Source organism: Polaromonas sp. (assembly GCF_012927485.1).
Lineage (GTDB): Bacteria > Pseudomonadota > Gammaproteobacteria > Burkholderiales > Burkholderiaceae_C > Polaromonas.
Genome location: NZ_JABBPC010000036.1, coordinates 83,030 through 107,346, shown reverse-complemented (window position 1 = coordinate 107,346; position 24,317 = coordinate 83,030). Strand labels below are relative to the sequence as shown.

At 60.0% G+C, this 24,317-nt stretch carries 25 protein-coding genes and 1 pseudogene; 14 read left to right on the top strand and 12 right to left on the bottom strand.

The genetic code is table 11. The features are described from left to right. Positions 1–36: 36 nt before the first annotated feature. Together glmU and HHJ16_RS15485 are read right to left on the bottom strand one after the other, a co-directional pair. Positions 37–1,467 carry a bifunctional UDP-N-acetylglucosamine diphosphorylase/glucosamine-1-phosphate N-acetyltransferase GlmU gene (glmU, locus tag HHJ16_RS15490; protein WP_296902035.1) on the bottom strand — a complete coding sequence of 477 codons (1,431 nt, stop codon included), beginning with the start codon at positions 1,465–1,467 and terminating at the stop codon, positions 37–39. A 130-nt stretch (positions 1,468–1,597) separates the two neighbouring features. After that, positions 1,598–1,885 (bottom strand): hypothetical protein, encoded by a 288-nt coding sequence (locus HHJ16_RS15485; protein ID WP_296902034.1) that lies wholly within the window; start codon positions 1,883–1,885, stop codon positions 1,598–1,600. Between the two features lie 381 nt (positions 1,886–2,266). On the opposite strand from HHJ16_RS15485, the gene HHJ16_RS15480 reads away from it, so the two are divergent. Beyond that, positions 2,267–2,671, top strand: a complete 405-nt coding sequence (locus HHJ16_RS15480; RefSeq protein ID WP_296902032.1) for a BLUF domain-containing protein — start codon at positions 2,267–2,269, stop codon at positions 2,669–2,671. On the opposite strand, the pseudogene HHJ16_RS15475 reads toward HHJ16_RS15480, so the two are convergent. Continuing rightward, positions 2,648–2,866: pseudogene (locus tag HHJ16_RS15475) on the bottom strand (hypothetical protein); the annotation flags it as partial. The gene HHJ16_RS15480 and the pseudogene HHJ16_RS15475 sit on opposite strands and share 24 nt — an antisense overlap. Before the next feature lie 84 nt (positions 2,867–2,950). Beyond that, positions 2,951–3,325, bottom strand: coding sequence for a DUF2917 domain-containing protein (locus HHJ16_RS15470; protein WP_296902030.1), 375 nt, complete (start codon positions 3,323–3,325; stop codon positions 2,951–2,953). Positions 3,326–3,451: 126 nt separating this feature from the next. On the opposite strand from HHJ16_RS15470, the gene HHJ16_RS15465 reads away from it, so the two are divergent. Further along, positions 3,452–4,423: a LysR substrate-binding domain-containing protein gene (locus tag HHJ16_RS15465; RefSeq protein ID WP_296902028.1), complete on the top strand. Its 972-nt coding sequence runs from the start codon at positions 3,452–3,454 to the stop codon at positions 4,421–4,423. A 65-nt stretch (positions 4,424–4,488) separates the two neighbouring features. On the opposite strand, the gene ppk2 is transcribed toward HHJ16_RS15465, so the two are convergent. After that, positions 4,489–5,682 carry a polyphosphate kinase 2 gene (gene ppk2 / locus HHJ16_RS15460; protein WP_296902027.1) on the bottom strand — a complete coding sequence of 398 codons (1,194 nt, stop codon included), beginning with the start codon at positions 5,680–5,682 and terminating at the stop codon, positions 4,489–4,491. Positions 5,683–5,795: 113 nt separating this feature from the next. Further along, positions 5,796–6,434, bottom strand: coding sequence for a 5-formyltetrahydrofolate cyclo-ligase (locus HHJ16_RS15455; RefSeq protein WP_296902026.1), 639 nt, complete (start codon positions 6,432–6,434; stop codon positions 5,796–5,798). A gap of 9 nt (positions 6,435–6,443) precedes the next feature. On the opposite strand from HHJ16_RS15455, the gene HHJ16_RS15450 reads away from it, so the two are divergent. Then, a complete protein-coding gene (locus HHJ16_RS15450; RefSeq protein ID WP_296902025.1) occupies positions 6,444–8,543 on the top strand; it encodes a lytic transglycosylase domain-containing protein in 2,100 nt (699 codons plus the stop codon). A gap of 64 nt (positions 8,544–8,607) precedes the next feature. Here the strand turns inward: HHJ16_RS15450 and HHJ16_RS15445 are convergent, their stop codons facing one another. Genes HHJ16_RS15445 through HHJ16_RS15435 form a run of 3 tightly spaced genes read right to left on the bottom strand, consistent with a single transcriptional unit; the run spans position 8,608 to position 10,949 of the window. Further along, positions 8,608–9,573 (bottom strand): ROK family protein, encoded by a 966-nt coding sequence (locus tag HHJ16_RS15445; protein ID WP_296902024.1) that lies wholly within the window; start codon positions 9,571–9,573, stop codon positions 8,608–8,610. A gap of 21 nt (positions 9,574–9,594) precedes the next feature. Beyond that, positions 9,595–9,789: a DUF2905 domain-containing protein gene (locus HHJ16_RS15440; RefSeq protein WP_296902023.1), complete on the bottom strand. Its 195-nt coding sequence runs from the start codon at positions 9,787–9,789 to the stop codon at positions 9,595–9,597. An 11-nt stretch (positions 9,790–9,800) separates the two neighbouring features. Then, positions 9,801–10,949 carry an SAM-dependent methyltransferase gene (locus HHJ16_RS15435; RefSeq protein ID WP_296902021.1) on the bottom strand — a complete coding sequence of 383 codons (1,149 nt, stop codon included), beginning with the start codon at positions 10,947–10,949 and terminating at the stop codon, positions 9,801–9,803. A gap of 70 nt (positions 10,950–11,019) precedes the next feature. Here HHJ16_RS15435 and HHJ16_RS15430 point away from each other — a divergent pair, with 70 nt between their 5' ends. Genes HHJ16_RS15430 through HHJ16_RS15405 form a run of 6 tightly spaced genes read left to right on the top strand, consistent with a single transcriptional unit; the run spans position 11,020 to position 15,733 of the window. Beyond that, entirely contained in the window at positions 11,020–11,787 is a 768-nt protein-coding gene (locus HHJ16_RS15430; protein ID WP_296902019.1) for an SDR family oxidoreductase, read from the top strand. A gap of 54 nt (positions 11,788–11,841) precedes the next feature. Then, positions 11,842–12,213 (top strand): dihydroneopterin aldolase, encoded by a 372-nt coding sequence (locus HHJ16_RS15425; RefSeq protein WP_296902018.1) that lies wholly within the window; start codon positions 11,842–11,844, stop codon positions 12,211–12,213. Positions 12,214–12,218: 5 nt separating this feature from the next. Continuing rightward, positions 12,219–13,163 carry a tRNA 2-thiocytidine(32) synthetase TtcA gene (ttcA, locus tag HHJ16_RS15420; RefSeq protein ID WP_296902016.1) on the top strand — a complete coding sequence of 315 codons (945 nt, stop codon included), beginning with the start codon at positions 12,219–12,221 and terminating at the stop codon, positions 13,161–13,163. Positions 13,164–13,193: 30 nt separating this feature from the next. After that, positions 13,194–13,811 (top strand): DUF4136 domain-containing protein, encoded by a 618-nt coding sequence (locus tag HHJ16_RS15415; RefSeq protein ID WP_296902014.1) that lies wholly within the window; start codon positions 13,194–13,196, stop codon positions 13,809–13,811. A gap of 58 nt (positions 13,812–13,869) precedes the next feature. Further along, positions 13,870–14,535: a histidine phosphatase family protein gene (locus HHJ16_RS15410; RefSeq protein WP_296902013.1), complete on the top strand. Its 666-nt coding sequence runs from the start codon at positions 13,870–13,872 to the stop codon at positions 14,533–14,535. 16 nt (positions 14,536–14,551) lie between these two features. Beyond that, positions 14,552–15,733: a DSD1 family PLP-dependent enzyme gene (locus HHJ16_RS15405; RefSeq protein ID WP_296902011.1), complete on the top strand. Its 1,182-nt coding sequence runs from the start codon at positions 14,552–14,554 to the stop codon at positions 15,731–15,733. A 53-nt stretch (positions 15,734–15,786) separates the two neighbouring features. Here HHJ16_RS15405 and ruvB read toward each other — a convergent pair whose 3' ends face one another. Then, positions 15,787–16,851, bottom strand: a complete 1,065-nt coding sequence (ruvB, locus tag HHJ16_RS15400) for a Holliday junction branch migration DNA helicase RuvB (protein WP_296902009.1) — start codon at positions 16,849–16,851, stop codon at positions 15,787–15,789. A 31-nt stretch (positions 16,852–16,882) separates the two neighbouring features. Beyond that, entirely contained in the window at positions 16,883–17,455 is a 573-nt protein-coding gene (gene ruvA / locus HHJ16_RS15395) for a Holliday junction branch migration protein RuvA (protein WP_296902007.1), read from the bottom strand. An 81-nt stretch (positions 17,456–17,536) separates the two neighbouring features. Here ruvA and HHJ16_RS15390 point away from each other — a divergent pair, with 81 nt between their 5' ends. The 4 genes from HHJ16_RS15390 to HHJ16_RS15375 are packed head-to-tail and all read left to right on the top strand — an operon-like array spanning position 17,537 to position 21,366. After that, entirely contained in the window at positions 17,537–18,559 is a 1,023-nt protein-coding gene (locus HHJ16_RS15390) for a PhoH family protein (RefSeq protein WP_296902006.1), read from the top strand. Next, complete coding sequence (ybeY, locus tag HHJ16_RS15385) at positions 18,549–19,001, top strand: rRNA maturation RNase YbeY (protein WP_296902005.1); 453 nt, start codon at positions 18,549–18,551, stop codon at positions 18,999–19,001. Before HHJ16_RS15390 ends, ybeY begins: the two co-directional genes overlap by 11 nt. 46 nt (positions 19,002–19,047) lie before the next feature. Beyond that, positions 19,048–19,674 (top strand): ParB-like protein, encoded by a 627-nt coding sequence (locus HHJ16_RS15380; protein ID WP_296902370.1) that lies wholly within the window; start codon positions 19,048–19,050, stop codon positions 19,672–19,674. Positions 19,675–19,680: 6 nt separating this feature from the next. After that, entirely contained in the window at positions 19,681–21,366 is a 1,686-nt protein-coding gene (locus HHJ16_RS15375; protein ID WP_296902003.1) for a SulP family inorganic anion transporter, read from the top strand. A gap of 111 nt (positions 21,367–21,477) precedes the next feature. Here the strand turns inward: HHJ16_RS15375 and tyrS are convergent, their stop codons facing one another. Further along, entirely contained in the window at positions 21,478–22,710 is a 1,233-nt protein-coding gene (gene tyrS, locus HHJ16_RS15370; protein WP_296902001.1) for a tyrosine--tRNA ligase, read from the bottom strand. Positions 22,711–22,929: 219 nt separating this feature from the next. Between tyrS and HHJ16_RS15365 the strand changes: the two genes are divergently transcribed. Then, positions 22,930–24,294 (top strand): M23 family metallopeptidase, encoded by a 1,365-nt coding sequence (locus HHJ16_RS15365; protein WP_296901999.1) that lies wholly within the window; start codon positions 22,930–22,932, stop codon positions 24,292–24,294. The last annotated feature ends 23 nt before the right edge of the window (positions 24,295–24,317 follow it).

Below are 24,317 nucleotides of genomic sequence, written 5' to 3'. Positions count from 1 at the left end.
CTTCCGGCCGATGTAGCGGGCAGCCAAAAGCTGGGCTTAGCCTTTGACCTTTTTGACCGGCCGCTTCCAGTTCGCCAAGCTGATTTGCTTGCCGCGCGCTACGCTGAGCGCGCCAGCGGGCGTGTCTTTGGTCAGCGTCGAGCCTCCGCCAACGGTGCCGCCCTGGCCGATGGTGATGGGCGCGACCAACACGCAGTTGCTGCCAATGTGCACATCATCTTCAATCACCGTGCGGTGCTTATTAGCGCCGTCGTAATTGGCGGTGATGCTGCCAGCGCCATAGTTCACGCGTTCACCCACCGTGGCGTCGCCCAAGTAGGCCAGGTGGTTCGCTTTAGCGCCTCTAGCCAAGGTGGAATTTTTCACCTCGACAAAGTTGCCGATATGGACTTCCGGGCCCAGATTTGCACCCGGTCGCAGGCGCGCAAACGGGCCAATCCGCGCGCCCTCGCCCACCTGCACGCCCAGCTTCTCGCCGTCAATGTGCGTAAAAGGATGGATCACCGCGCCAGCAGCAATAGTGGCATTGGCGATCACGCAGTTCGCACCCACGCGCACCTGATTACCCAAAGTGACATGACCTTCAAACACGCAGTTCACGTCAATCTCGACATCCTGGCCGCAGGCCAGCGTGCCGCGCACGTCGAATCGCGCGGGGTCAGCCAGCCGTACGCCCTGCTCCATAAGGGCCGAGGCGCGGCGGCTCTGATAGACGCGTTCCAGTTCGGCCAGTTGAAGGGGGCTGTTCACGCCCGCCACTTGAGCGGCATCGCTGATCTGGTACGCCACCACGGGGACGCCGTCGGCCACGGCATATTTCACGATATCGGTCAGGTAATACTCATTTTGTGCATTTCTATTGTCAAGTCGGGCCAGCCAACCACGCAGCAGCCGCGTCGGCACCGCCATGATGCCGCTGTAGATTTCGCGGATGGCGCGCTCGGCATCGTTAGCGTCCTTGTGCTCAACGATGGCGCGCACCTGACTAGCGGTCCCGTCCCCCGCTCGCACAATCCGCCCGTAGCCCGTGGGGTCGGCCATACTGAGCGTGAGTAGCGCCAATCGCTTGCCATCGCATCGCTCCAGAAGCGTCACCAGGGTTGCGGCCTGCGTCAGCGGCACGTCACCCGACAGCACCAATGTCACGCCATCGTCAGCCAATAAAGGCAGCGCCTGCTGCACGGCATGACCGGTTCCAAGCTGCGGCTCCTGGCGAACAAATTTGAGGCTTATGTTTTTTTCAAAAATGGCTGTCGACTCGGCCAAGCTGGCACAAGCCGCTTCAACTTCCATGGCACCGTGTCCTGTGACCACCACCGCCTGGCGAGCCGACAACCGGGCTGCGCAATCGATCACATGAACCAACAAAGCACGCCCTCCCAAACGGTGCAACACTTTCGGCAAGGTGCTTTTCATCCGCGTGCCTTTGCCCGCAGCCATGATGACGACATCGATAGGGATTGCCATGAAATATCCTGTGCATTTTGGTTATAAAGCGTCGAGCAGTCGTAGCTCAACTCTGTTTCCGCACACGGATTATCAGTCCGCCGACCGAGACGGCAGACCACTCGCGATCGCCTAGGCGGCGCTTGTGCCTTTATTGTCCTGGCGCTTTTGAATGCGAAAGACCTTCTTGCTCTGCCTTCTTTAACTCGACCGCTTCCTGCGGCGAGGCTGGTTTGGCGGCCTCTGCATCCGCCTTCACATCGGCTGTTTCAAGATACGACTTCAAGCCTTCATCGTAATCACGCGTGCCTTCATAGCTGCCCTCGCCCATTTGAGTCGCAGCGGGCGGCGACTGGTTGGGCTGAGGTTCGCGCGGGCTGCCACTTTGCTGCCGGGTACTCGATTGAGAGGATTGCGACGTTGGTTTATCGTGCTTCATGCGGGTCTCCTGAGTGCGGGTCTTGCCGTTACACAAAATTTTAGTTGAAAATTTTGATCGAACCAGGAGACTAAGCGACGCAAGTAGCCCGGTTTGTCGTCCTCCTTGGTCGTGTGTTGTCAGTCACGGCCTACCCCTGTTCGCCCTCGCCCGCTAAGGTTTCAACAGTGGCCAAACTTCTGACAGGGGGCGTCGACCACGGCGCAAAGATCCGCTACAGAGATCACCCAGCCCAGCGCGAAACAAGCTGTCACTGGTTCGACAGCGCAAGCAGACGCAGAGGATGCCTCTGTTGAGTCTCAAAATACAACACTTACCGAGGCAACACCAACGCGTTTACGTTGCGAACTTAGCCGCGGATTGGTACATTTACATACAGTTATGCAAAAACCTCCTCATTTATATGAAGTGCTTTACGTCAGCACCCTTGCGCCCGACGCTGATATTCGCGTGGTGGGGGATATTGCGAGGCAATCACGCCCAGCGAACAGTGCGCTCAAGATTACCGGCCTGCTGATTTTTGACGGTTCGCGATTTTGCCAACAAATCGAGGGTGCCCAAAAAGAAGTTTTGGCCTTGTTGGACCGAATTCGCCAAGATTCGCGTCACATCAATGTCAACGTCGTTCACCATGGGCCGCTTGCCGAACGGCGATTCCAGCGCTTCAGCATGGGATACACCACGTTGGACGATGAGGATGTTTTGGAGCGGCTTAACAAGCTGCAAGGTCAGACCGCCATTGTCACTTTCCAGTCTTTAATTTCATCGCTGACAATGGATTTTTGACGCCGACAAGCTAGCGACGTTTCGGCTCTGAAGCGCCCCCCACATGGCCTTCTCACGCTCGGCCATCCAGATACAAGAGTTTTTGATGCCGCTGGCTTCGTCAAAGGCGCGACTCACATCAAACGGCAGGCAGTGTTCGTAAATAAATACCTGGCCGAAAATCGGATCCATGCTTTTGCGTGTGCGCGCCATGGCCGGCGTCGCGGTGGCATCGCTCACCAGAATAAATTTATCACCGATGATCACGCCGGAGTTGGTCAAAAGTTATAGTTTGGTCCGTCAGGTCGGACTGCGAAGCAAATGCTTTAATGACTTTGCCCCTGGAAGGTTTCTGGGTAGGGCAAACAGCGGATTCGGTACAGGCGCCCAGGCTAAAGCAACAGCGGGCGCATGGCGCAAGCCATAAGACTCCATCACAACGACTTCCCCGGCCCCCAGCGCCAAGCTCTCGCCGCAGTTGAGAAAATAGTCGCCAGCCCGCACGCCGAGGTCATGCCGCGCATGGGTAAAAGTCAGCCATAGTCGTCCTTGCGAGACGCGGAGCACCCCGGCGCGATGGGTTTTCATGGTCGAGGCCAGACCCGGGCCCAGCGTCCAACCGCTGCGCAATGCGCCAAGTCGGGGGCCTGGCTGACGCGTCATCATGTGCTCCATGAGGTACTCCAAAAAAAATGTACTCCTTGCCGAAGCATCAATGATCCTGCTGAAAAATCGCCATGTCCAATGAAATAGCGCTACGCTATTCATTCCATAAACGCATTAATAAATTTACCGTTTGTCATGCAGCATTCACAAAGCCATCAACGTTCCCGGCCGATCTCGGTGGGTCAACTGCGCGCCTTCGAGGCGGTGGCGCGTCATCTCAATTTTCGGGCGGCTTCGGAGGAACTGGCCCTGACGCAGTCGGCAGTGAGCCGTCAGATCCAGGGGCTGGAACAGGAGGTCGGAGTCAGTCTGTTTCTCCGCCACACCCGCGCGGTGGAACTCACTGGCGCGGGCGCCCAGCTGCTGCGCGCGGTCATACCCGCGCTGGATCGCGTCGACGCGGCCGTACGGCTTATTCGTCAAAGTGCGGGTCGCAAAAGCGTGGCCATTAGCACCTACGCCTCATTTGCCTCGATGTGGTTGATCCCGCGGCTAGAGGACTTTCAACGCGCGCACCCCGATATCGACATCCGCATTGACGCCACCGACATCTCGGTGGACCTGGAAACCACCGATGTGGACCTGGCTCTGCGCTACAGCGTGCCCGGTAACGTGCCGTCCCATGCGCAGCGCCTCTTTGGGGAGCAACTCACGCCGGTGGTGAGTCCTTGGCTCCTGAAAAGCGGACCAGGCCTGCAAAAAGTACAAGATTTGGCCCAATTCGCGCTGGTGGAGTCCAGGGACGCGAACCATGGCCAGCACATTGAGTGGCTAACCTGGCAGCGCTGGTTTGAAGAGAATCACATCACCCATTTCGAGCCCAAGCGCTGGCTGTATTTCAACTATGCCCACCAGATCGCCCAAGCAGCCCTGACCGGACAAGGCGTGGCATTGGTACGCACACCGTTGATTGCCGACAGTTTGGCCTCAGGCGATCTGATTGAACCCTTTCCAGATAGGCGTCTGGATTCGCCCATGGCCTGTTGGCTCATCATCGGACCGCGCAACGCGGCCAGGCCTGAAGTGCTGGCATTTTGCGACTGGCTGAAAGATCAGGCGGCGCAAACCCGCAAGGCAATCGGCGAGGAAGCAGACCCGAAAGCATAAGCGGCTTTTAATCCGGCGTTGCGTGCCTTATCCCTGGCCACCCACCCGAACTCGCCCGCTCCGGCTCAAAGAATGGCGCCCGGCTTTTCGCCGCGTTCGTACACCACGTTCGCCCGCCCCACGATCAGCGGGTCCAGCTTGCCGATATGCAGCAGATCTTTGTTGCCATAGGGTAATTTGTGCAGCACGTAACGCATCGCGTTCAGGCGTGCGCGCTTTTTGCAGTCGCTCTTGATCACGCTCCAGGGAGAATCGGCAGTATCCGTTTCAAAGAACATAGCTTCCTTGGAGCGCGTGTAGTCATCCCATTTGTCCAGCGACGCCAGATCGATGGAACTGAGTTTCCATTGTTTGAGCGGATGCCCCTCGCGCTCCTTGAAGCGGCGGCGCTGTTCTTTTCGACTCACGCTGAACCAGAACTTGATCACGTAGACGCCGCTTCGAACCAGATGCCGTTCAAACTCAGGCGCCTGACGCATGAACTCGGCATATTCCTCATCACTACAAAAGCCCATGACGCGCTCAACGCCGGACCGGTTGTACCAGGAGCGGTCAAACAAAACGATTTCGCCGCGCGTGGGCAAGTGTTGAACGTAGCGCTGAAAGTACCATTGCCCGCGCTCGGTTTCAGAGGGTTTTTCAAGCGCCACCACGCGGGCGCCGCGGGGATTCAGATGTTCCATGAAGCGCTTGATGGTGCCGCCCTTGCCGGCTGCATCGCGTCCCTCGAACAAAATCACCACGCGCTGGCCGGTTTCCTTGACCCAGGCCTGCAGCTTGAGCAGTTCCACCTGGAGTTGAAACTTGTCTTTTTCGTAGGTGCTTCGCCGCATCAGGTTGCGGTAGGGATAGCCGCCATCGCGCCAGTCAAGGGCCAGCTCCTCATCGGGACTCTGCCCTGTGATGTCCTCGTCAACCTGTCTGCCTGTTAACGCGGCGCGCAGCACGCGACGATCGTCCGACGAAGCGCCCTCCAGCAAAGCCCGTAACGCCTGCGCACGGGCAATAGGTTCACTAGTCACCTCTTTATCACCCAGCAGCGAGAGTGCGGCAGACAATTGCTCTGCCTGCGCCGCCTGCGTGGCCTCGGTTGTCACAAACTGCTCCAGCGCACGCGGGCTGGTCGACGGTGCCCGGTCGCCGCTCGCTACGGCGCGGACGCCAGCAGGGGCTTTGGGCTGAAGCGCTTTGCTGCGAGGCGCTGGTTTGCGCCTCGCTGAAGGCACCGGAGAGGGTGTATTGACAGTCGATTCGGGCATGGTACGGCTCTCTTTTGGGTCAACCCGCCCGCGGGCAGACAGCTAAAGTTTTTATTTTAGATCGCCCGACCCGCCACAGGCTTCACGCGCGTGAAGCCCGCGCCATGACACTGTCACACCGGCCAAACGACGCCCTTGTCGTTGAGCAACGCATTCAGCGGAATATCGTGCGGCTCCGGCTCCATATCCGGCAGCCAACCGTGGCTGTAGCCCAGGCCCACCGTAAAGGGCTTGGGCTGAAGGGTCGCCAGCGTGCGATCGTAAAAACCGCCGCCATAGCCAAGGCGGTAACCGCCCGTGCCGTATCCCACGCAGGGCACAAACAGCAGCGTAGGCACAATCTCTTCGGTATCTTTGGGTTTCGAAATGCCGTAGGCGTCTTCTTCCATCGGACAGCCCGGGTACCAGGCATGAAAGGTCAGGGTCTTGTGCAGTTTGTTGACGACCGGCAACCCAATCTTGCGCGGCGACCTGCTTGCTATACTTTCAGTAGCTAGTTGCGCACGCTGCTCGGGCTCCAATATCTGATTTTCTTGTGACTCCCGGCTCAACGTAGCATCCTCCTGCCAACGGTACAGCGCGGGTAACGGGTCAAACTCACCCTTGATCGGCCAGTAAGCGCCTATCACCACGTCGGTACGACCGATTAGCCAGATGCGCAGGACGCGCTGCAGCAAGTCAGCTCTTGCCAGGCGGTCAGGCATATTGAGCCTGGCCTCAATCAGCGCTTTGCGGATACTTAATTTGTCCATAATGTCCCAATGCTATACAAATTTCTTTTGAGCGCGGTTGTCTCCGCTGCGCTCTCCGCTACGTTGATGGCGCCCGCGGCCGCCCAGAGTCCCGAAGCAGGCATCGGTAGCGCCAGCGACGGCGTGATTTTGGAGATGAACAAAGCCTTCCGGCGCGGCGACAAAAACAGGTTAACGCAGCTGCTGCCGCAGGCCAAAGGCAATGCACTGGAACCCTGGGCCGCCTATTGGGAACTCAAAGCCCGCCTGGACGAAGCCAGTCCCCAAGAGGTACAGGACTTTTTCGGTCGCTATCCCGGAACTTACCAGGAAGACCGCTTGCGCAACGATTGGCTGCTGTTACTCGGTCAACGACGCGACTGGGCCGCTTTTGCCGCTGAATATCCCAATTACCGCATGAACGACGACCGCGAAGTGCGCTGTTACGCCCTGCTGGTAGAACATCTGAAAAATCCGGCGATGGACCCACGCCTGGCCGATGAAGTACGGAAGAACTGGCAGTCACAGCGCGAAGCGGACGACGGGTGTACGGCAGCGGCCAGTCGGTTGGTCGGCGCCAAAAACCTCACGCCACAGGATGTCTGGCAAAAAGCGCGTCTCGCTACGGAGGCCAATCGTCCGCGCGCCGCCCGCGATGCGGTGCAGATCATTGCCCCGGAAGCCCTGGGGCTGGTGACCGATCTGAACAACAGCCCGATCAAATTTCTGATGGAAAAATACCTTGCCGTGCGCGCCGTGCGCAAGGAAATCATCACCCTCGCGCTGATCAAGTTGGCCACGAGCGACCCGGGAGGTGCGGCTTTCCAGATGGAAACCAAATGGGCGGTACAGCTCACCCCCGAAGAACGCAACTGGGTCTGGGGCGTTATCGGCAAACAGTCGGCCACCCGGCTGGGCACCGTACCGGCAAGCGACGCGCTGCAGTACTTTGCCAAAGTCAGTGACGACTCCGACCTGACCGACGACATGCTGGCCTGGAAAGCCCGGGCGGCCCTGCGCGCAGGAGCCCAACCCAACTGGCAGCAGGTGCTGGCGGCCGTCGATGCGATGAGCGGGGAGTCGCGCAAGGAACCCGCCTGGAGCTACTGGAAAGCGCGCGCGTTGCTGGCTACGTCGCCGCCGGATGCTGCCATCAAGACCGCCGCCCCGATCGCGACGGCTCAGAGCGCGGGGCTTGTCCAGCCGCTCAGCATCGCACCGCAACGTGCAGAAGCGCTTGCGATACTGCAGTCGATGGCCTCGGTACGCGGGTTTTACGAGCAGCTCGCACTGGAAGACCTGGGCCAAAAAATTACGGTGCCGGCCAAACCAGGACCCCTCACGGCTGAAGAAAAAGAAGGCGCCCGTCTCAACCCGGGATTGAACCGCGGCGCCTATGCCATCGGAATCGGTCTGCGTTCAGAAGGCGTACGTGAGTGGAACTACACCACGAACATGCACCAGCACGGCGGCATGACCGAACGCGAACTGCTCGCCGCCGCGCAGTTTGCCTGCGACCGCCAAATCTGGGATCGCTGCATCAACACCAGCGAGCGCACCCGACGCGAAGTGGACTTCGACCAACGTTTCCCCATGCCTTTTCGTGCGACGGTGATCAAACGCAGTCAAAGTGTCAACCTGGACCCCGCTTACGTGTATGGACTGATCCGCCAGGAAAGTCGTTTCGTCATGGACGCACGCTCCGGTGTGGGCGCTTCCGGGCTGATGCAGGTCATGCCCGCAACGGCCCGCTGGACCGCCCGCAAACTCGGCCTTCAAGGATTTAGCGCGGACCAGCTGAGTGATCGCGACACCAACATCAAGATTGGCACAGCCTACTTGAAGCTTGCGCTGGATGACTTGGGCGGCTCCATGGCCATGGCCGCAGCCGCGTACAACGCCGGCCCTGGCCGACCCCGCACCTGGCGCAACGGAAACCTGCTGGATGCGGCGATTTGGGCCGAGAACGTACCCTTCAGCGAGACCCGCGATTACGTGAAAAAAGTGTTGTCAAACACCACCAACTATGCCGCGATACTGACAGGACAGCCGCAGTCTCTGAAGGCGCGTCTGGGCCTGATCGGTCCACGCGATACGTCTGTGCCTGAAGTCAACAAGGATTTGCCATAACGCCGTTTCGGAGCGGTTAGAGCAGTGGCCGGAAGCGCCGATGTTTACCCTGATGCCAGCCGCATCAGCTCACCAGCGCCAAAGCGCCGAAGTCGCCGACCTGCTCTCCCAGCCCAGCAGGCACCAGCTCAAAACCGCCCGTCAGCGCCGGCAACTTGCTGCCGATGAACGACTGCAAGCGCGGCAGCAGATAGTCGCGGTGATGCCAGAACACGCTGCCGCCCAGGCTGATGCGCTCCAAGTCCAGCGTAACAACCAGGTTGTACAGCGCGCGTCCCATCACCCGGCATAGCTCGTCCACGATGGCGACTGCGGTTTGTTTGCCCCCCTGCGCAGCCGAAAAAACACTGGCGGCGTCGGTGTAGCCTGCCGCAACAAAACGGCGCGCTACCGCATTGCCAGCGACCAGCGCTTCCACGTCCCCAATGTTGCCGCAGCCGCACAACGCATCGTTGTTGTCAATCACAAACATGTGGCCCGCATGGCCGGCGTTGCCATGTTTACCCCGCAACACGTGGCCGTCGACACATAGCCCGCAACCAATGCCCGTGCTCCAGGTTACATAGGCGCAGTTATCGATGCCTTGTAGGGCGCCCCAGCGACGTTCGGCTTGCAGCGCGCCGATGCCGTCGTTTTCAATTCTCAGATTGGCAAATTTCTGGCGGAGGGGCGCTTCCAGCAGCGCGCTGGTCCATTCGTTGGGCAGGCCGCGCGCGGGTCCGGCCAGGCCACCGCAGATGTTGGGAGCTGCCAGCTCGATCATGCCCGCCTTGATCACAAAGGGGCCACAGGAGGACACACCCACCGCCTCGATGGCCTGCTCGCTGACACCGGCGTCCTGGCAAGTGGCCGCAAGCAGGCGCAGTATCTGCAGCGCCACGGCATCCGGATTGCCGGTCTTGGCAGTGGGCTCGGAGCGCCGTGCCAGCCACGGAACGGCGTGCGCGGCCGATGCTGCGTTCGCCCCGGCCCCAGTTCCCGCCAGACTGACAGCGACTTTGGTACCGCCCAAATCGACACAAGCTTTCATGCGATCACCTTTTCAAGCTAATCAAATGTATCGGGCGATCAAGCTGGCCACGAAGCTCAGCAAAATCGTGCTGGTCAGCGGAATAAACCACTGGCGGCCAAACAGTCGAAAGCGCAGGTCGCCCGGCAGTTTGCCGAAGCCGAGTTTCTGCAGCAAGGGGCTGAACCAGCTGATAAAAACCAGTGCGAGAAAAATAACGATGAACCAGCGAATCATGGCGCCTGGCTCTACAACGTGTGGGTCCGGTCACCTGCATTAAACCCCAGCGGTTCCCAGGCCGTGCCGTCGGGATTCTTTAGCTTGCCGGTTGCAAAGGCGATGACCTTGAACAACTCCCCCATTTCGTGCTCATTGACCAGCTTTTGTACCATGGCGCGCTCGCTAAGGCTTGAATTTTCCATGCCGTCCAGCAATCCGCAGTTGAGCAGAAAACGGCCTTGACTGGTGTAGCCCGCGACTGCTAAACCGGCTTCCTGCCCGGCTAAGGCGATGCCGGTGAAATTGACATGTGCCGTGATATCTTTAAGGCCCACATCCGCCAGCGCGTCGGCATCTACCAAGTGGTTGCGGTGACACATCACCGTCCCCATGCTGCGCTGGGGATGGTAGTACTCGTGTTCGGGAAAACCGTAGTCCAGCAGAAACACCGCGCCGACTTTCAGCCGGTCCGCCAGCGTGCGGATAAAACCTTCCGCCTGAGGGTGAATTTCGGTCAGATAGTCCTGCTGGCCCGGCACCTCAAGCGGTGGCCGCAACGCAGTCAATTGGTCGGCGTAAATAAAACGGCCTTGCGGCGCTTCGAGACTGGCGGCCACTACGCCGCGCTCGTGCCAGACGCCGTTCAGTCGCATCAGCAATTTAACCGGCATGGCATCCAGCACCTCATTGCCCAGCACCACGCCGCGCATTTCTGCCGGCAACTCGGTCGCCCAGCGCACCTTGGCGCCATGTACGGCCAGCCGTTCGCGCTGACGCGCACGCAAACTGCCTGACAAGTCCACGATCGTGTAGCGCTCGATCTCCGGCCCAAGCGTGTCAAGAATCTGCAGCGCCAGCGCGCCAGAACCCGCCCCGAATTCCCATACTTCGGCGGTGGCGCTGGCCTGCAGGGCTTGGGCCACCTGACGGGCCAAGGTTTGGCCAAAACGCGGGGACAATTCGGGCGCTGTCACAAAATCGCTGCCGGCGCCCTTCAGTCCGTGCGCGCCAGCGGGCATCAGGCCAAATTTAAGCGAGTCGTTGGCGTAGTAACCCAAGCCCGGGGTGTAAAGCGCCAAGGCCATGAAGTCGTCAAATCCAAGCCAGCCGCCCGCAGCGCCAATGGCCTTGGCGATGTGCACCTGCAGGTCGTTCGTTAAAATAGAGGTTTGGGTCATATTTATCACTGCCGCTGATTGTCGGCGATCTACCCTTGTTCCTTATCGCCTCACCATCGCCTCAGCCCTGATGAACTCATCCCAAACTCAACCTGTCGTTCTCGTAACCGGCGCAGCCAAGCGGCTTGGCCGGGAAATTGCATTGGCGCTGGCGGCGGGCGGTTGGCAGATCGCGGTGCACTACCGCAGTTCAAAACCGGATGCGGATAAAACAGTCGCGGACTGCGCCCACCTTTCGGGGGCGTCGGCGGCTTTCGATGCTGATTTAGCAGATGAAGCGGCGGTGCGCGAACTGTTGCCGCGCGTGGTGGCCCATTTTGGCCGGGTCGATGCCGTGGTGAATAGCGCCTCGACCTTTGAACACGACTCGGCCGCAAGCTTTAGCTTTGCGAGCCTGGACAAGCATCTGCACAGCAACACCGGCGCGGCCATCGTGCTGGCCCAGGCGCTGCATGGCCACGTTGCCGCCCGGAACGCCAGCGGCGCGGTGGTCAATTTACTCGACCAAAAGCTGTGGAACCAGAACCCCGACTTTTTCAGCTACACGCTGTCCAAAGCCGCGTTAGAGGCGGCCGGCACCATGCTGGCACTGGCGCTGGCACCACAGGTGCGTGTGGTGGGCGTCGCACCCGGGCTGACCTTGACCAGCCACTTGTTAAGCGGCAGCGAATTCGAGGCGCGGCACAAGCTTTCGCCACTGGGCCGCTCTTCTACGCCCGCCGACGTTGCCGCAGCCGTCAAGTTTGCGCTGGAGAACGCGTCCATAACCGGCACCACCTTGCTGGTGGACGGGGGCCAGCACCTGATGAAGTTCGAGCGCGATTTTTCGCTGATGTGAAACATCGGCAACCGCTGACAGACCCGACACCTGAAAACACTACACACTGACATCATGTTCAACACCCGAGGTACTCAAATTCTGAACCTGACAGGTCTGCGCTTCGACGCGAATCTGGGAATCCTGGAACACGAAAAAAACGCGCCTCAGCCGATTCAGGTGGACGCCGAATTGAACCTGGGCACGCAGCACCTGCTGCCCCAAGATGACGATATCTGCCGCGTGCTGGACTATCGCAAGGTGCGCCAAATCATCATCACCGAATGCACGGCGGAGCACGTCAACCTGCTGGAAAGCCTCATCGGCAAGCTGGCGCATCGGCTGATGCAGCTGCCCGGTGTGCTCGGTGTGCGTGTGAAGATTGCAAAACTCGAAATTTTTGACGACTGCGAAGTGGCGATTCGCGTCGAGACGGGACAGTGGTAAACGCTATGAACGCTTTGTGGATAGAAGACCGGCTTGAAAGTTCGGCGCGCGTGCAGAACGCCCTGAAAATTGAACGCGAAGATCACAAGCTCGAAAAGCGGCTTTGTCGAGAGGTGGGCCGCGCGATCGTGGACTTCAACATGATTGAAGAAGGCGACAAGGTCATGGTGTGTGTATCGGGCGGCAAAGACAGTTACGCCATGCTCGATATTTTGTTGAAACTGCAACAGCGCGCGCCCATCAATTTCGAGCTCGTCGCCGTCAACCTGGACCAGAAGCAGCCAGGCTTTCCAGCGCATGTGTTACCGGATTACCTGGCCAAGCTCGGGGTGCCTTTTCATATCGAAAACCAGGACACTTACAGCATCGTCAAGCGCGTCATTCCCGAAGGGAAAACGCTGTGCTCGCTGTGTTCACGGTTGCGGCGCGGGATTTTGTACCGGGTAGCAGGCGAACTCGGCGCGACCAAGATCGCACTGGGTCATCACCGTGACGACATGCTGCAGACGTTCTTTTTGAACCTGTTTTTTGCGGCCAAGCTCAAGGGCATGCCGCCCAAGCTGGTGAGCGACGACGGTAAAAATGTTGTGATTCGTCCCATGGCCTATGTGACCGAGAACGACTTGACACGCTGGGCGCAGGTAAAAGATTTCCCCATCATTCCGTGCTCGCTCTGCGGCAGCCAGGAAAACCTGCAGCGCAAGCAGGTCGGCAACCTGCTGCGCGAATGGGAGAAAAAGCACCCCGGCCGCCTGGAGAATATGTTCGCTGCGCTGCAAAACATCGTGCCTTCGCATTTGATGGACAGCAAACGCCACGACTTCAAGAACATCAGGACGACCGGCGTCGCCGATGCCGACGGAGACAGGGCGTTTGATGTCGAAGAATTTATCCAACCGGACCGCCCCAATCTTTCGGGTCTTTCGGTGATCGGAATTTCCCCGCAATAACGAGGTTTTCAAAACGTATCAGGAGGTCTCATGAAACGAGCAATCACAGCTATATTTTCAGTAGCGGTCCTGGCCTTTTTCATGGCGGGCTGCTCCGGCTTGAGGGTGGTCGATAGCGATGTCACCGCGTTCTCTCGCTGGAGCGCCGCCCCGCCCGTGCCCGGCACGGCTTACCGATTCGAACGCCTACCCTCACAACAGGTGGTTGGAGCGCAACAGGACTACGTGGAAGGGCTGGCGCGCACCGCGCTGGCCAAGGTCGGCATGGACCTCAATCCCTCTGTCGCACGCTACAGCGTACAAGTCATGATCAACACACAGGTCGTTGAGCGTGTGCCCTATGACGGCGTCGGCTATGACGGCTTCGGATTTCCCACCCCCGGTGTTTTTCTGGGAGGTGGAAGCCGGGGGGCTTCGTTGGGCCTGTCATTTCCCATGCGCTTTTCGGAGCCTTACTTCAAACGCGAACTCTCCATTTTGATTCGCGACCTCAGTTCCAACCAGGTCGTCTTTGAAACCCGAGCCCTGAACGACGGCGTGTGGAGCGATACCCTGGCCGTGCTGTCCGGCATGCTGGACGCCGCACTGCGCGGCTTCCCCCAGCCACCGCCGGGTCCGCGCCGCATCAATGTCGAAATTCCTCGCTGATGATCCCGCGCCACTTCAGCATTTAACCTTCACTTCACTGCAAATTGTTGTACTCCCGATGACTGAACCCACCCGCATCATCGCCATCCGCCATGGCGAAACCACCTGGAATGTGGACACCCGTATTCAGGGTCACCTCGACATTCCGTTAAATCGCACGGGCCGCCTGCAGGCCGAACGTATGGCGCAGGCGCTGGCGGACAGTCCGATCACGGCGATTTACGCCAGTGACCTCACACGGGCTTGGGAAACGGCGCAATACCTTGGGCGCGCGCTGAATATTGAGGTCATTAAAGAAGAGGGCCTGCGCGAACGCGGTTTTGGAGACTTTCAAGGAAAGACCTTTGCCGAAATTGAAAAACTGTTGCCGGACCAGTCCCGGCGTTGGCGCAAGCGCGATCCGGAGTTTGCGCCAACCGGCGGTGAGTCACTCTTGGCGCTGCGCAGCCGCGTCGTTGAGGCCGCAGAGCGGCTGGCCGCTGAACATGCGGGAGAGCTGATTGCCATGGTGGGGCATGGCGGCGTGATGGATGTGCTGTACCGCGCAGCCACCCGCCTGGACATTCAGGCGCCGCGCACTTGGGCCCTCGGCAATGCGGCCATCAACCGCCTGCTATGGACTTCCGAGGGGTTCACACTGGTGGGGTGGGCCGACACCCAGCATCTGGACGATCAAGTGCTGGATGACGGCCCGTTTGCAAATGGCGCTGCCCGTACCCAATGATCAAATCAGGCGCGCAATGACTTCTTTGCCACCTCATATCGCCGACTTGATGGGCAAGCCGGTCCATGATATTGACACACCCGCGCTGGTGATTGACCTCGACGCGATGAGGCGCAACCTGAACCGAATGGCGGAATTCGCCAAAAAACACAACATCCTCTGGCGCCCGCATGCCAAGCTGCACAAAAGCGCCACGCTGGCCAAGAAGCAGATCAAGGCCGGTGCGGTGGGCGTGTGCGTTCAAAAAACCGCGGAGGCTGAAGCCATGGTGGCGGGCGGAGTTTACAACCTGTTCATCAGCAACGAGGTGATCGCCCCTGGCAAGCTCGCACGCATCGCGGCGCTGGTGCAAAAGGTGTCGGAACATGGCGGCCAACTTGCCATTGCAGTAGACAGCACCGAGGGCGTGGTCCGCTTGGCACAAGCCATGACGGACGCCCGCGCCCTCAACGGCGTAGCCAACGTGATTGATGTGTTGGTGGAAATCGACGTCGGGCAAGGCCGCTGCGGCGTCGAGCCCGGTTCCGAAGCGGTGGCGTTGGCGCTTGAAATCCGCAAACACCCGGCGCTGCGCTTCGCCGGCCTTCAGGCTTACCACGGCAAGGCCCAACACCTGCGGAGCGCGCAAGCCAGACGCGAGGCCATCGCCAAGGCCGTGGACGCGGTGGTGCTGACGCGCCAGCTGATCGAAGCCCAGGGCATTTCAGTCGGTCTGGTGACTGGCGCCGGCACCGGCAGCCTGGTGTTGGAAGCGGCCAGCGGCGTTTACAGCGAACTGCAAGCGGGCTCGTTCCTTTTCATGGACGCCGATTACGCAAAAAACGAGCGTGATGCCGCCCAGCCGCAGTTCGAGCACGCGCTGTTTGTAAAAACCCAGGTGATCAGCACGCACACCCACCATGCCGTGTGCGACGCTGGCCACAAAAGCCACGCCATTGACTCCGGAATGCCGCTGGTTCACGCTTTCGACAGCGAGAGCGAACTGGACTACTTCAACGGCGGCGATGAACACGGCATTTTGCGCCCCGCCGCTGGCAGCCAGCGCCTGCCAGGACTGGGCCAAATGCTGTGGCTGATCCCTGGCCACTGCGACCCCACCGTGAATCTGCACGATGTAATGATTGGCGTGGGCGGCGGCCTTCGGAACGGCACCGTGCAACGGATTTACACCGTGGATGCGCGCGGTGCGATGACTTGATTGACGATGGCGCGACAACCGGGTTGGTCAGAATTCCAATAGCTGCTGCGCGTTCAGTCGAACATGTCGTTGCCACTCACCGGCGGCGTCACCCCTAGATGCCGATAGGCGGCGAGCGTGGCGATGCGTCCCCGCGGGGTGCGCTGCAAAAATCCCTGCTGAATCAGATACGGCTCGATCACATCTTCAATCGTGTCGCGTTCTTCGCCAATGCTGGCGGCGATGTTGTCCAAGCCGACCGGCCCCCCATCGAAACGGTGAATCACAGCCTCGAGCAGTTTGCGGTCCATGACGTCGAAGCCTTGCGGGTCCACATCGAGCATGGCGAGCGCTTTGTTGGCGATGTCCAATGTAATCTGGCCGCTGCCCTTGACGTCGGCGTAATCCCGCACGCGGCGTAACAGGCGGTTGGCAATGCGCGGCGTGCCGCGTGAGCGACGCGCAATTTCAAAACCACCTTCTGCGTCGGTGCGCACGTTGAGCAGCCCTGCGCTGCGTTTGACAATGCGCGCCAGTTCTTCTGGAGTGTAAAACTCCAGCCTTGCGACAATCCCAAAACGATCGCGCAGCGGGTTGGTCAGCATGCCGGCGCGGGTGGTAGCGCCGACCAGGGTGAAGGGCTGCAAATCCAGCTTGATGCTGCGTGCCGCCGGGCCTTCTCCGATCATGATGTCGATCTGGTAGTCCTCCAGCGCAGGATAAAGAATTTCCTCGACCACCGGACTCAGCCGATGAATTTCATCGATAAAGAGAACATCGTTCTTTTCGAGGTTGGTCAAAAGCGCTGCCAGATCCTTCGGCTTCTCCAGCACCGGGCCCGACGTCTGCCGCATGTTGACCCCCAGTTCGTGCGCAATGATGTGCGACAGCGTGGTCTTGCCTAAACCGGGCGGTCCGAAGAGCAGCACATGGTCCAGTGCTTCGCTACGCATCTTTGCCGCACCGATAAAAATCTCAAGTTGCTCGCGCGCCTTGGTCTGACCCACGTACTCGTCAAATAGCTTGGGCCGAAGCGCGCGCTCAATCGCCTCTTCGCGCGGTGAGGCAGGCGCCGCCGACAGCATGCGCTTGGCCGGCGGTAGGTCGGACATGTCGAAGTCGTCGGTCTGGATGCTCATGAGACTTGGTGCCAGAAGTTCAGCGCTGGCATCATTTTGCCAACGCCTTCAACGCCAGCTTGATGCCGTCACTCACACCCACCTCTCGCGGCAATGCCTTCAAGGCCAGCGCCGCATCCCGGTCGCTGTAGCCAAGCGCCACCAGCGCCTGCAGGATGTCGGATTGCGCATCCTCCGCCACACTAACGCGAAGTCCTATATCCGCACCGAGCTTGCCCTTGAGTTCGAGCAGCAGGCGCTCAGCCGTTTTCTTACCGATGCCGGGCACTTTGATGATGCGACCGGCTTCCTGGCTGGTCACGGCCTGGGCCAGGTCTTCAACGCTCATCCCGCTGAGCACGCTGAGCGCGGTGCGCGGGCCGACGCCGGAGATCTTGATGAGCTGGCGAAAGGCGGCGCGCTCGGTGCCACTGCCAAAACCATAGAGAATCTGGGCGTCTTCACGCACCACGAAATGGGTCAGCAAACTGACTTTTTCACCCAGGCCGGGCAGGTTGTAAAAAGTACTCATGGGCACCAGTACCTCATAGCCGACACCGTTGCAATCGACCAGGATCTCCGGTGGATTTTTTTCGGCCAGCTGGCCAGTAAGTCTTCCAATCATGACCAAATCTTAGCAGTCGGGCGGGCGTTCCCATTTGGGCGGACAATTGAATTTTGCCAGTCCTTCAGGAAAACCTGCGCCTTGATTCTTCGCCACACCTTCATACCGCCCAATAACACCCGCATGACACATTTGTGCGGACCGATGGACGCCCACATCCGCACCATTGAGGCGGCCCTTCAGGTCACGATTGCACACCGCTTCGAGCAGTTCAAGATCGATGGCACCAAGGTCAGGGCCCAGCAGGCGCTGGAGTTGTTGCAAGCCCTGTACGAAATTGCCCAGCGACCGATCGAACCGGAAACCGTGCAGCTCATGCTGGCCGGTGACACAGCGCTTAGCGTGGCGCCCGACGGCAGCGTGGCACTATCGACCCGACGCGCCGACCTGCGCGCCCGCACCAGCAACCAGGGAACCTACCTTGAAAATATTGCCACGCACGACATCACTTTTGGCATTGGTCCGGCAGGTACTGGCAAAACCTACCTCGCGGTAGCCTGCGCGGTCGATGCCTTGGAGCGCAGCACCGTGCAACGCATCGTGCTGACGCGTCCGGCTGTCGAAGCGGGCGAGCGGCTGGGTTTTCTGCCGGGCGACCTGAACCAGAAAGTGGACCCTTATCTGCGTCCCCTGTATGACGCGCTGCATGAGTTGATGGGCTTTGAACGCGTGCAAAAAGCATTTGAACGCCAGCAGATTGAGATTGCGCCGCTGGCCTTCATGCGTGGCCGCACCTTGAACCACGCCTTTGTGATTCTCGACGAGGCGCAAAACACCACGCCTGAGCAGATGAAAATGTTTCTAACGCGTATCGGTTTCGGCAGCAAGGCCGTGGTGACGGGTGACGTGAGTCAAGTCGATTTGCCGCGCACTCAGCTCAGCGGGCTGGTCGATGCAGAGCGGGTGCTCAAGCGCGTCCAAGGCATTGCCATTACGCATCTGACCAGTGCCGATGTGGTGCGCCACCCGCTGGTAGCACGCATTGTGGACGCCTATGACAAACCCCAGAGCCCCGCTGCCAACGCCAAGATTAATTTAAACGCACTTGAATCAATAGTGCCGGCTGTTCGACTCTCAAAGGCGCGGAGCCGAAATGGCTCTTAACCATCTGAATTTATCGCTGCAATTCGGTGACATCGAAGAGCGAGCACAGCACCGTGCGGCCTTACCTCGTCACAGCGTGGCGCGCTGGATTCGTCATGCGCTGTTGCGCGATGCCGAGATCACCGTCCGCATCGTCGATGCCGAAGAAGGTCAGACCTTAAATCGCGACTACCGGCAGCGCGACTACGCGACCAACGTACTCACCTTCGACTACTCGCAACAGCCCGTGGTGACGGCCGACCTGGTCTTTTGCGCGCCAGTGGTGCAACGCGAAGCGACCGAGCAGGGCAAGACATTGCGGGCGCACTATGCCCACCTGCTGGTGCACGGTACGCTGCACGCGCAGGGTTACGACCACGAAACGAACGAGCGAGAGGCGCTGGAGATGGAAGCGCTGGAAATTCTTCTACTGAGCGAACTCGGCTTCGACAATCCGTACTGAGAGATACTGGCGGGCAGTTCATCGCTACTTGCCGAGGAGTCCTGCCATTCAAACCCATCACCAGCACCTTTTCAAGACCGACCTGCGCCGGCTGCGTCCGACCCAGCTCACCGTAGGTTATGCCGAAGTAGAGCAAAAACGCGGCCTGTGGAGCGGCATGGGCAAAAGCGATCGCCAAAAGTTCCTTGACAACCATTGGTTTCCCGCAGTACGCGGCCCCAAGGACAACTTTTACATCGTCGATCATCACCATTTAGGCCGCGCACTGCTCGACGAAGGCGTCAATGAGTGCTATGTGGTGCTTCTCAAGGACTTAGGGCAACTCGACAAGGACGAGTTCTGGATCGTGATGGACCACCACCAGTGGGTGCATCCCTACGATTCGCGTGGCCGTCGCCTCTCGGCCGCCGCCTTGCCCAAGGCGCTCGGGGAGTTGGCCGACGATCCCTATCGCAGCCTGGCTGGCGAAGTCCGCCACACGGGTGGTTTTCCGAAAGACGCCACCCCATTCGCGGAATTCCTATGGGCTGATTTCTTTCGCCGCCGCATCACACTCGCGCAATTTCAGAAAGATCCAGACGCCACCCTTCAGCTGGCCTTGACCCTGTGCCATAGCCCGCAAGCCTCCCACCTCCCGGGCTGGTCGGGCCCGGTGCCCCCTCGGGCCTCTTGAGTTGCAATGAAGATGAGCGAGATCCAGCCACTGACCTCTCCCGCCAGCAACGACGTTGCCTGGGCGCTCTGGTGGCCCGACCTCCTGGCCGGTATCTCGGTGGCCGGCGTGCTGCTGCCAGAAGCCGTGGCCTATGCGGCCATTGCAGGCGTTCAGCCCATGCACGCGCTGCTGGCTACCTTGGTCGGCCTTTGTCTCTACCCCTTGTTCGGCACCAGTCGCTTCGCGATGGTGGCTCCCACCTCGTCTGCGGCGGCGGTGTTCGCCTCGGCGGCAGTGATTGGTGGGCCCGCCATGGGTTACGCGCTGGTGGGCCTGACCGGTACGCTGTTCCTGGTCGCTTCCGCGCTGCGCGCGGGCTTCCTCGGCGCCTTCATCTCGCGCCCGGTGCTGCGCGGCTTCGCCTGGGCGCTGGCACTGACTATCATGATCAAGCAATTGCCGCAGATTGCAGGCGTGCCGGTTCAGGCATCTCAGACCGGCCCTCTCTTATGGGCTTTGATGGCCGACGCGGCGCACTGGCACCGGCCCAGTGTCGCGCTGGGTTCGGCGGCCCTGGTGCTTTGGCTGTCGCTTTTTCACGGCTTAAAGCGCTGGCTGTTCTTACCGACCTCGCTGTTGGTCCTTGGACTGGGCGTGGTGCTATCCGCAACGCTCGGCTTGGGAGCGCAAGGCGTGGTTCTGGTGGGCGACATCGCTTGGCAACCGCTGGCCTGGAGCCTGCCGGCCTTAAGCACTGAGCATTGGCTGCGCGCCATGGAAATTGCACCAGCGCTGTTACTGATCCTGTTTGCCGAATCCTGGGGCTCGGTGCGCTCACTGGCACTGCAAAGCGGAGACCGGGTCGACGCCAACCACGAATTGCTGGCCCTCGGCGCTGCCAACCTCGCGAGCGGTCTGGTGCAGGGTCTGCCAGTGGGCGCTGGCTTTTCGGCCGCTTCGGCCAGCCAAGCGGCCGGCGGGCGTAGTAAATGGTCCGGTGTGGTTGCCGCACTCGCGCTGGCCCTCCTGCTGTGGCAGGCGCGCCCTTGGCTGGCGCTGCTACCGGTGCCGGTTCTGGCCGCCGTGGTGATAGGAATTCTCTCGCATAATTTATGGCCGCGCGCGGTGCTGTACACGCTGCGTCTGGGGGGCGACGCCTGGCTGGCGCTGGTGGCCGCCGCCGGCGTTTTACTGTTTGGCGTGCTGTTCGGCATGTTGCTGGCAGTGACGCTGTCGCTACTCGGAGCGATCCGGCGCTTCGCGCAACCGCTGGTCACCGAGCTGGGCCTGCTGCCCGGCACACGCGACTACCTCGACCGCGCACGCCATCCAGAGGCATCCGCCGTAGAAGGCACGCTCATCATGCGGCCCGAGGAGCCGCTATTTTTCGCCAATGCCGAGCAGGTGTTCCAGCGCGTACACCGGCGCGCTGACGCAACGCACGCGCAGGTCGTGGTGCTGAGTCTGGAGGTCTGCGACGACCTGGACAGCACTGCCGTAGAAGCCTTGGCAGAATTCGCCGCCAGCTTGCGGCAACAGGGCACCGCGCTGCTGCTGGCCCGCGTCAAAGACCGGCCGCGCGCGGCACTGGTGCGCGTCGGCTTGACGGATGCCGCTAGTGGCGGCGTCGCGTTGTTCTGGAGCGTGGACGACGCAGCCAAAGCTGCTGCCGAAGCACCGACAACGGAATCGTCACCAACCCGACCTTAGCCCGGGAACCCTGACGATTCAAGCCGAACCGAGCTACCGTTTGGAAGCGATCAACCCGCTGCCCCCGGCGACCCGCTTAAAAATGGCTTTCTCACGCAAGTCATCAGACGCTTACGTCAAGGTGACCCGCACGAACTTGCGCTTGCCTACCTGCACGACATAGCTTCCGGCGGCCAGCTTCAGCGCTTTGTCGCTGACCACACTGGAATTCACGCGCACGCCACCGCCTTCGATGAGGCGGGTGGCTTCGCTACCCGAAGGCGCCAGGCCCGCGGACTTCAGCACGGCGCCAATACCCAGCGGTGCGCCTGACAACAACACCTCGGGAATCTCGTCCGGCACGCCGCCTTTGCTGCGATTGATGAAATCCTGCTCGGCCGCATCGGCGGCAGCGCTGGCGTGAAAACGCGCTGTGATCTCTTTGGCAAGCGCTACCTTGGCGTCTTTAGGATTGCGCCCGGCGCCAACCTCGACTTTCAACGCGGTAATTTCGGCTTCGCTCTTGAAGGACAACAAGGTATACCAGCGCCACATCAACACATCCGAGATCGAAAGGACCTTGGCAAACATGCTGTTGGCCGATTCGGAAATACCGATGTAGTTGTTCTTGCTCTTGGACATCTTCTCGACCCCATCCAGACCTTCCAGGAGGGGCATGGTCAGAATGCATTGCGGCTCCTGACCGTATTCAACCTGCAGGTGACGGCCCATCAGCAGGTTGAATTTCTGATCGGTGCCGCCGAGTTCCAGATCGCTTCTCAGGGCGACCGAATCGTAGCCTTGCAGCAGCGGGTATAAAAACTCATGCACGCTGATCGGTGTGCCGGCCTTGAAACGGTCATGAAAATCGTTGCGCTCCATCATGCGGGCCACGTTGTATTTGGCGGCCAGCTGGATCATGCCGCGCGCGCCTAGCGGGTCGCTCCATTCGCTGTTGTACCGAACCTCCGTCCGGGCGGGGTCGAGTACCAGGCTGGCCTGTTTGTAATAGGTTTTGGCGTTGGCCTCAATCTGTTCGCGGGACAGCGTTGGCCGGATGCTGTTACGCCCTGAGGGGTCCCCAATCATGGTGGTGAAGTCGCCAATCAGGAAAATTACCGTATGGCCCAAATCCTGAAGCTGTCTCATCTTATTCAAAACAACCGTATGCCCAATATGAATGTCAGGCGCCGTGGGATCCAGTCCCAGCTTGATGCGCAGCGGGACCCCAGTGGCTTCGCTGCGGGCCAGTTTCTTGACCCATTCATCCTGTGGAATCAACTCTTCGCAGCCGCGCAGCGAAACGGCCAAAGCCGTCTTTACACGATCACTTATCGGAAAATTTGTAACAAGCTCTTGATTCATAAGGATTTTTTGAGTGCTGGGGAAGTGTCTGACAGATATAATTGGCGCTTTCCTACATCAGCTCGTTATTTTAGTTGGCTTAGTAGCTGATCCGTCTTTGAACTTTTTTAGTCCGATGACCGCAGGCCCTACCCTATCGTACGTGCTGGTCACCGATGTCCTTATATCGCAGTCTGGCCGACGAACGTGGCCTGATGCACACTAGTTGGGAATTCCGCTTTGCGCCTGCCCGTCCCCTCCCGTATCCTTCTTTCCCTCACAGACACCCTCCGACGCCACCCCAAACGAATTACCGCCAGCCTCGCAGCGCTGCTGCTGGGGACCGGGGTCACGGCCTTCGGCGTAGCGCCCCTAGCGCCCGATGCGGCCGATTTGCCGGTTCACCAAGTATTGGAGGCGGTGCTTCCTTTGCCCACGCAGGCGCAGACCGACGCGCTGACGGATTTTCGCTTCAAGCTATTTCGGACCGAAAACACGCGCAGCACCGACACCGCCGATGCCTTGCTTAAGCGACTGAACATTGACGACCCAGCGGCAGCGGCCTTTTTACGTATCGACCCCAACGCCCGGGCGATATTGGCGGGCCGCCCAGGGAAAACCGTCACAGCGGAAACCAGCGACAGCCAGCGACTTCTCAAGCTCAGCATGCGCTGGCCGAGCGAAGATAAAGCGCTGTTCAACCGTCTCCTGATCGAGCGCACCAGCACCGGTTTCAGTTCACGCGTCGAAACGGCGCCCTATACCAGCTCCGCCCGACTGGCCAGCGGCAGCATCCAGACGTCGCTATTTGCCGCGACTGACGAAGCCCATATTCCCGATGGCGTGGGTGTGCAGATCGCGGAAATTTTTTCAGGCGATATCGATTTTCGCCGATCCCTGCGCAAGGGTGACCGTTTCAACGTGGTGTATGAAACCCTCGAAGCAGACGGAGAGGCGATGCGCACCGGCCGCGTACTGTCAGCCGAGTTCGTCAATGCGGGCAAGGCGTTCCAGGCCATGTGGTTCCAGCCACCGGGCCGGGACACTGCAGGCGCTCCCAATAAAGGGGGCTATTACACGCTGGACGGCCAGAGCATGAGTCGCGCTTTCCTGAGCTCGCCGGTCGAGTTCTCGCGCGTGAGCAGTGGCTTCGCGATGCGCTTTCACCCTATTTTGCAAAAATGGCGTATGCACATGGGGACGGACTTTGCGGCTACCACCGGCACGCCCGCTCGAACCGTGGGCGACGGCGTGGTGGAGTTTGCCGGTGTGCAGACCGGCTATGGCAATGTCATCTTTATCAAGCACCGCAACAACCACGAAACGGTGTATGCGCACCTGAGCAAAATCCTGGTGCAGCGCGGCCAAAGTGTGACTCAAGGCCAGACCGTTGGCTTGGTTGGCTCCACCGGATGGGCCACTGGTCCACACCTGCATTTCGAGGTCCGCGTCAACGGTGTGCAGCAGGACCCGATGGCAGCGGCCCAGCAGAGCGAAACCATTCCGGTTCCAACCGCGGCGCTGCCTTTGTTCCGGCAACTGGCCTCTGGCGTCAAGAATCAGCTTCAAGCGGCTGCCACCATCAACCAGACCCGCACAGAGTAGGTCCGCCGTCTACAACGGCGCAT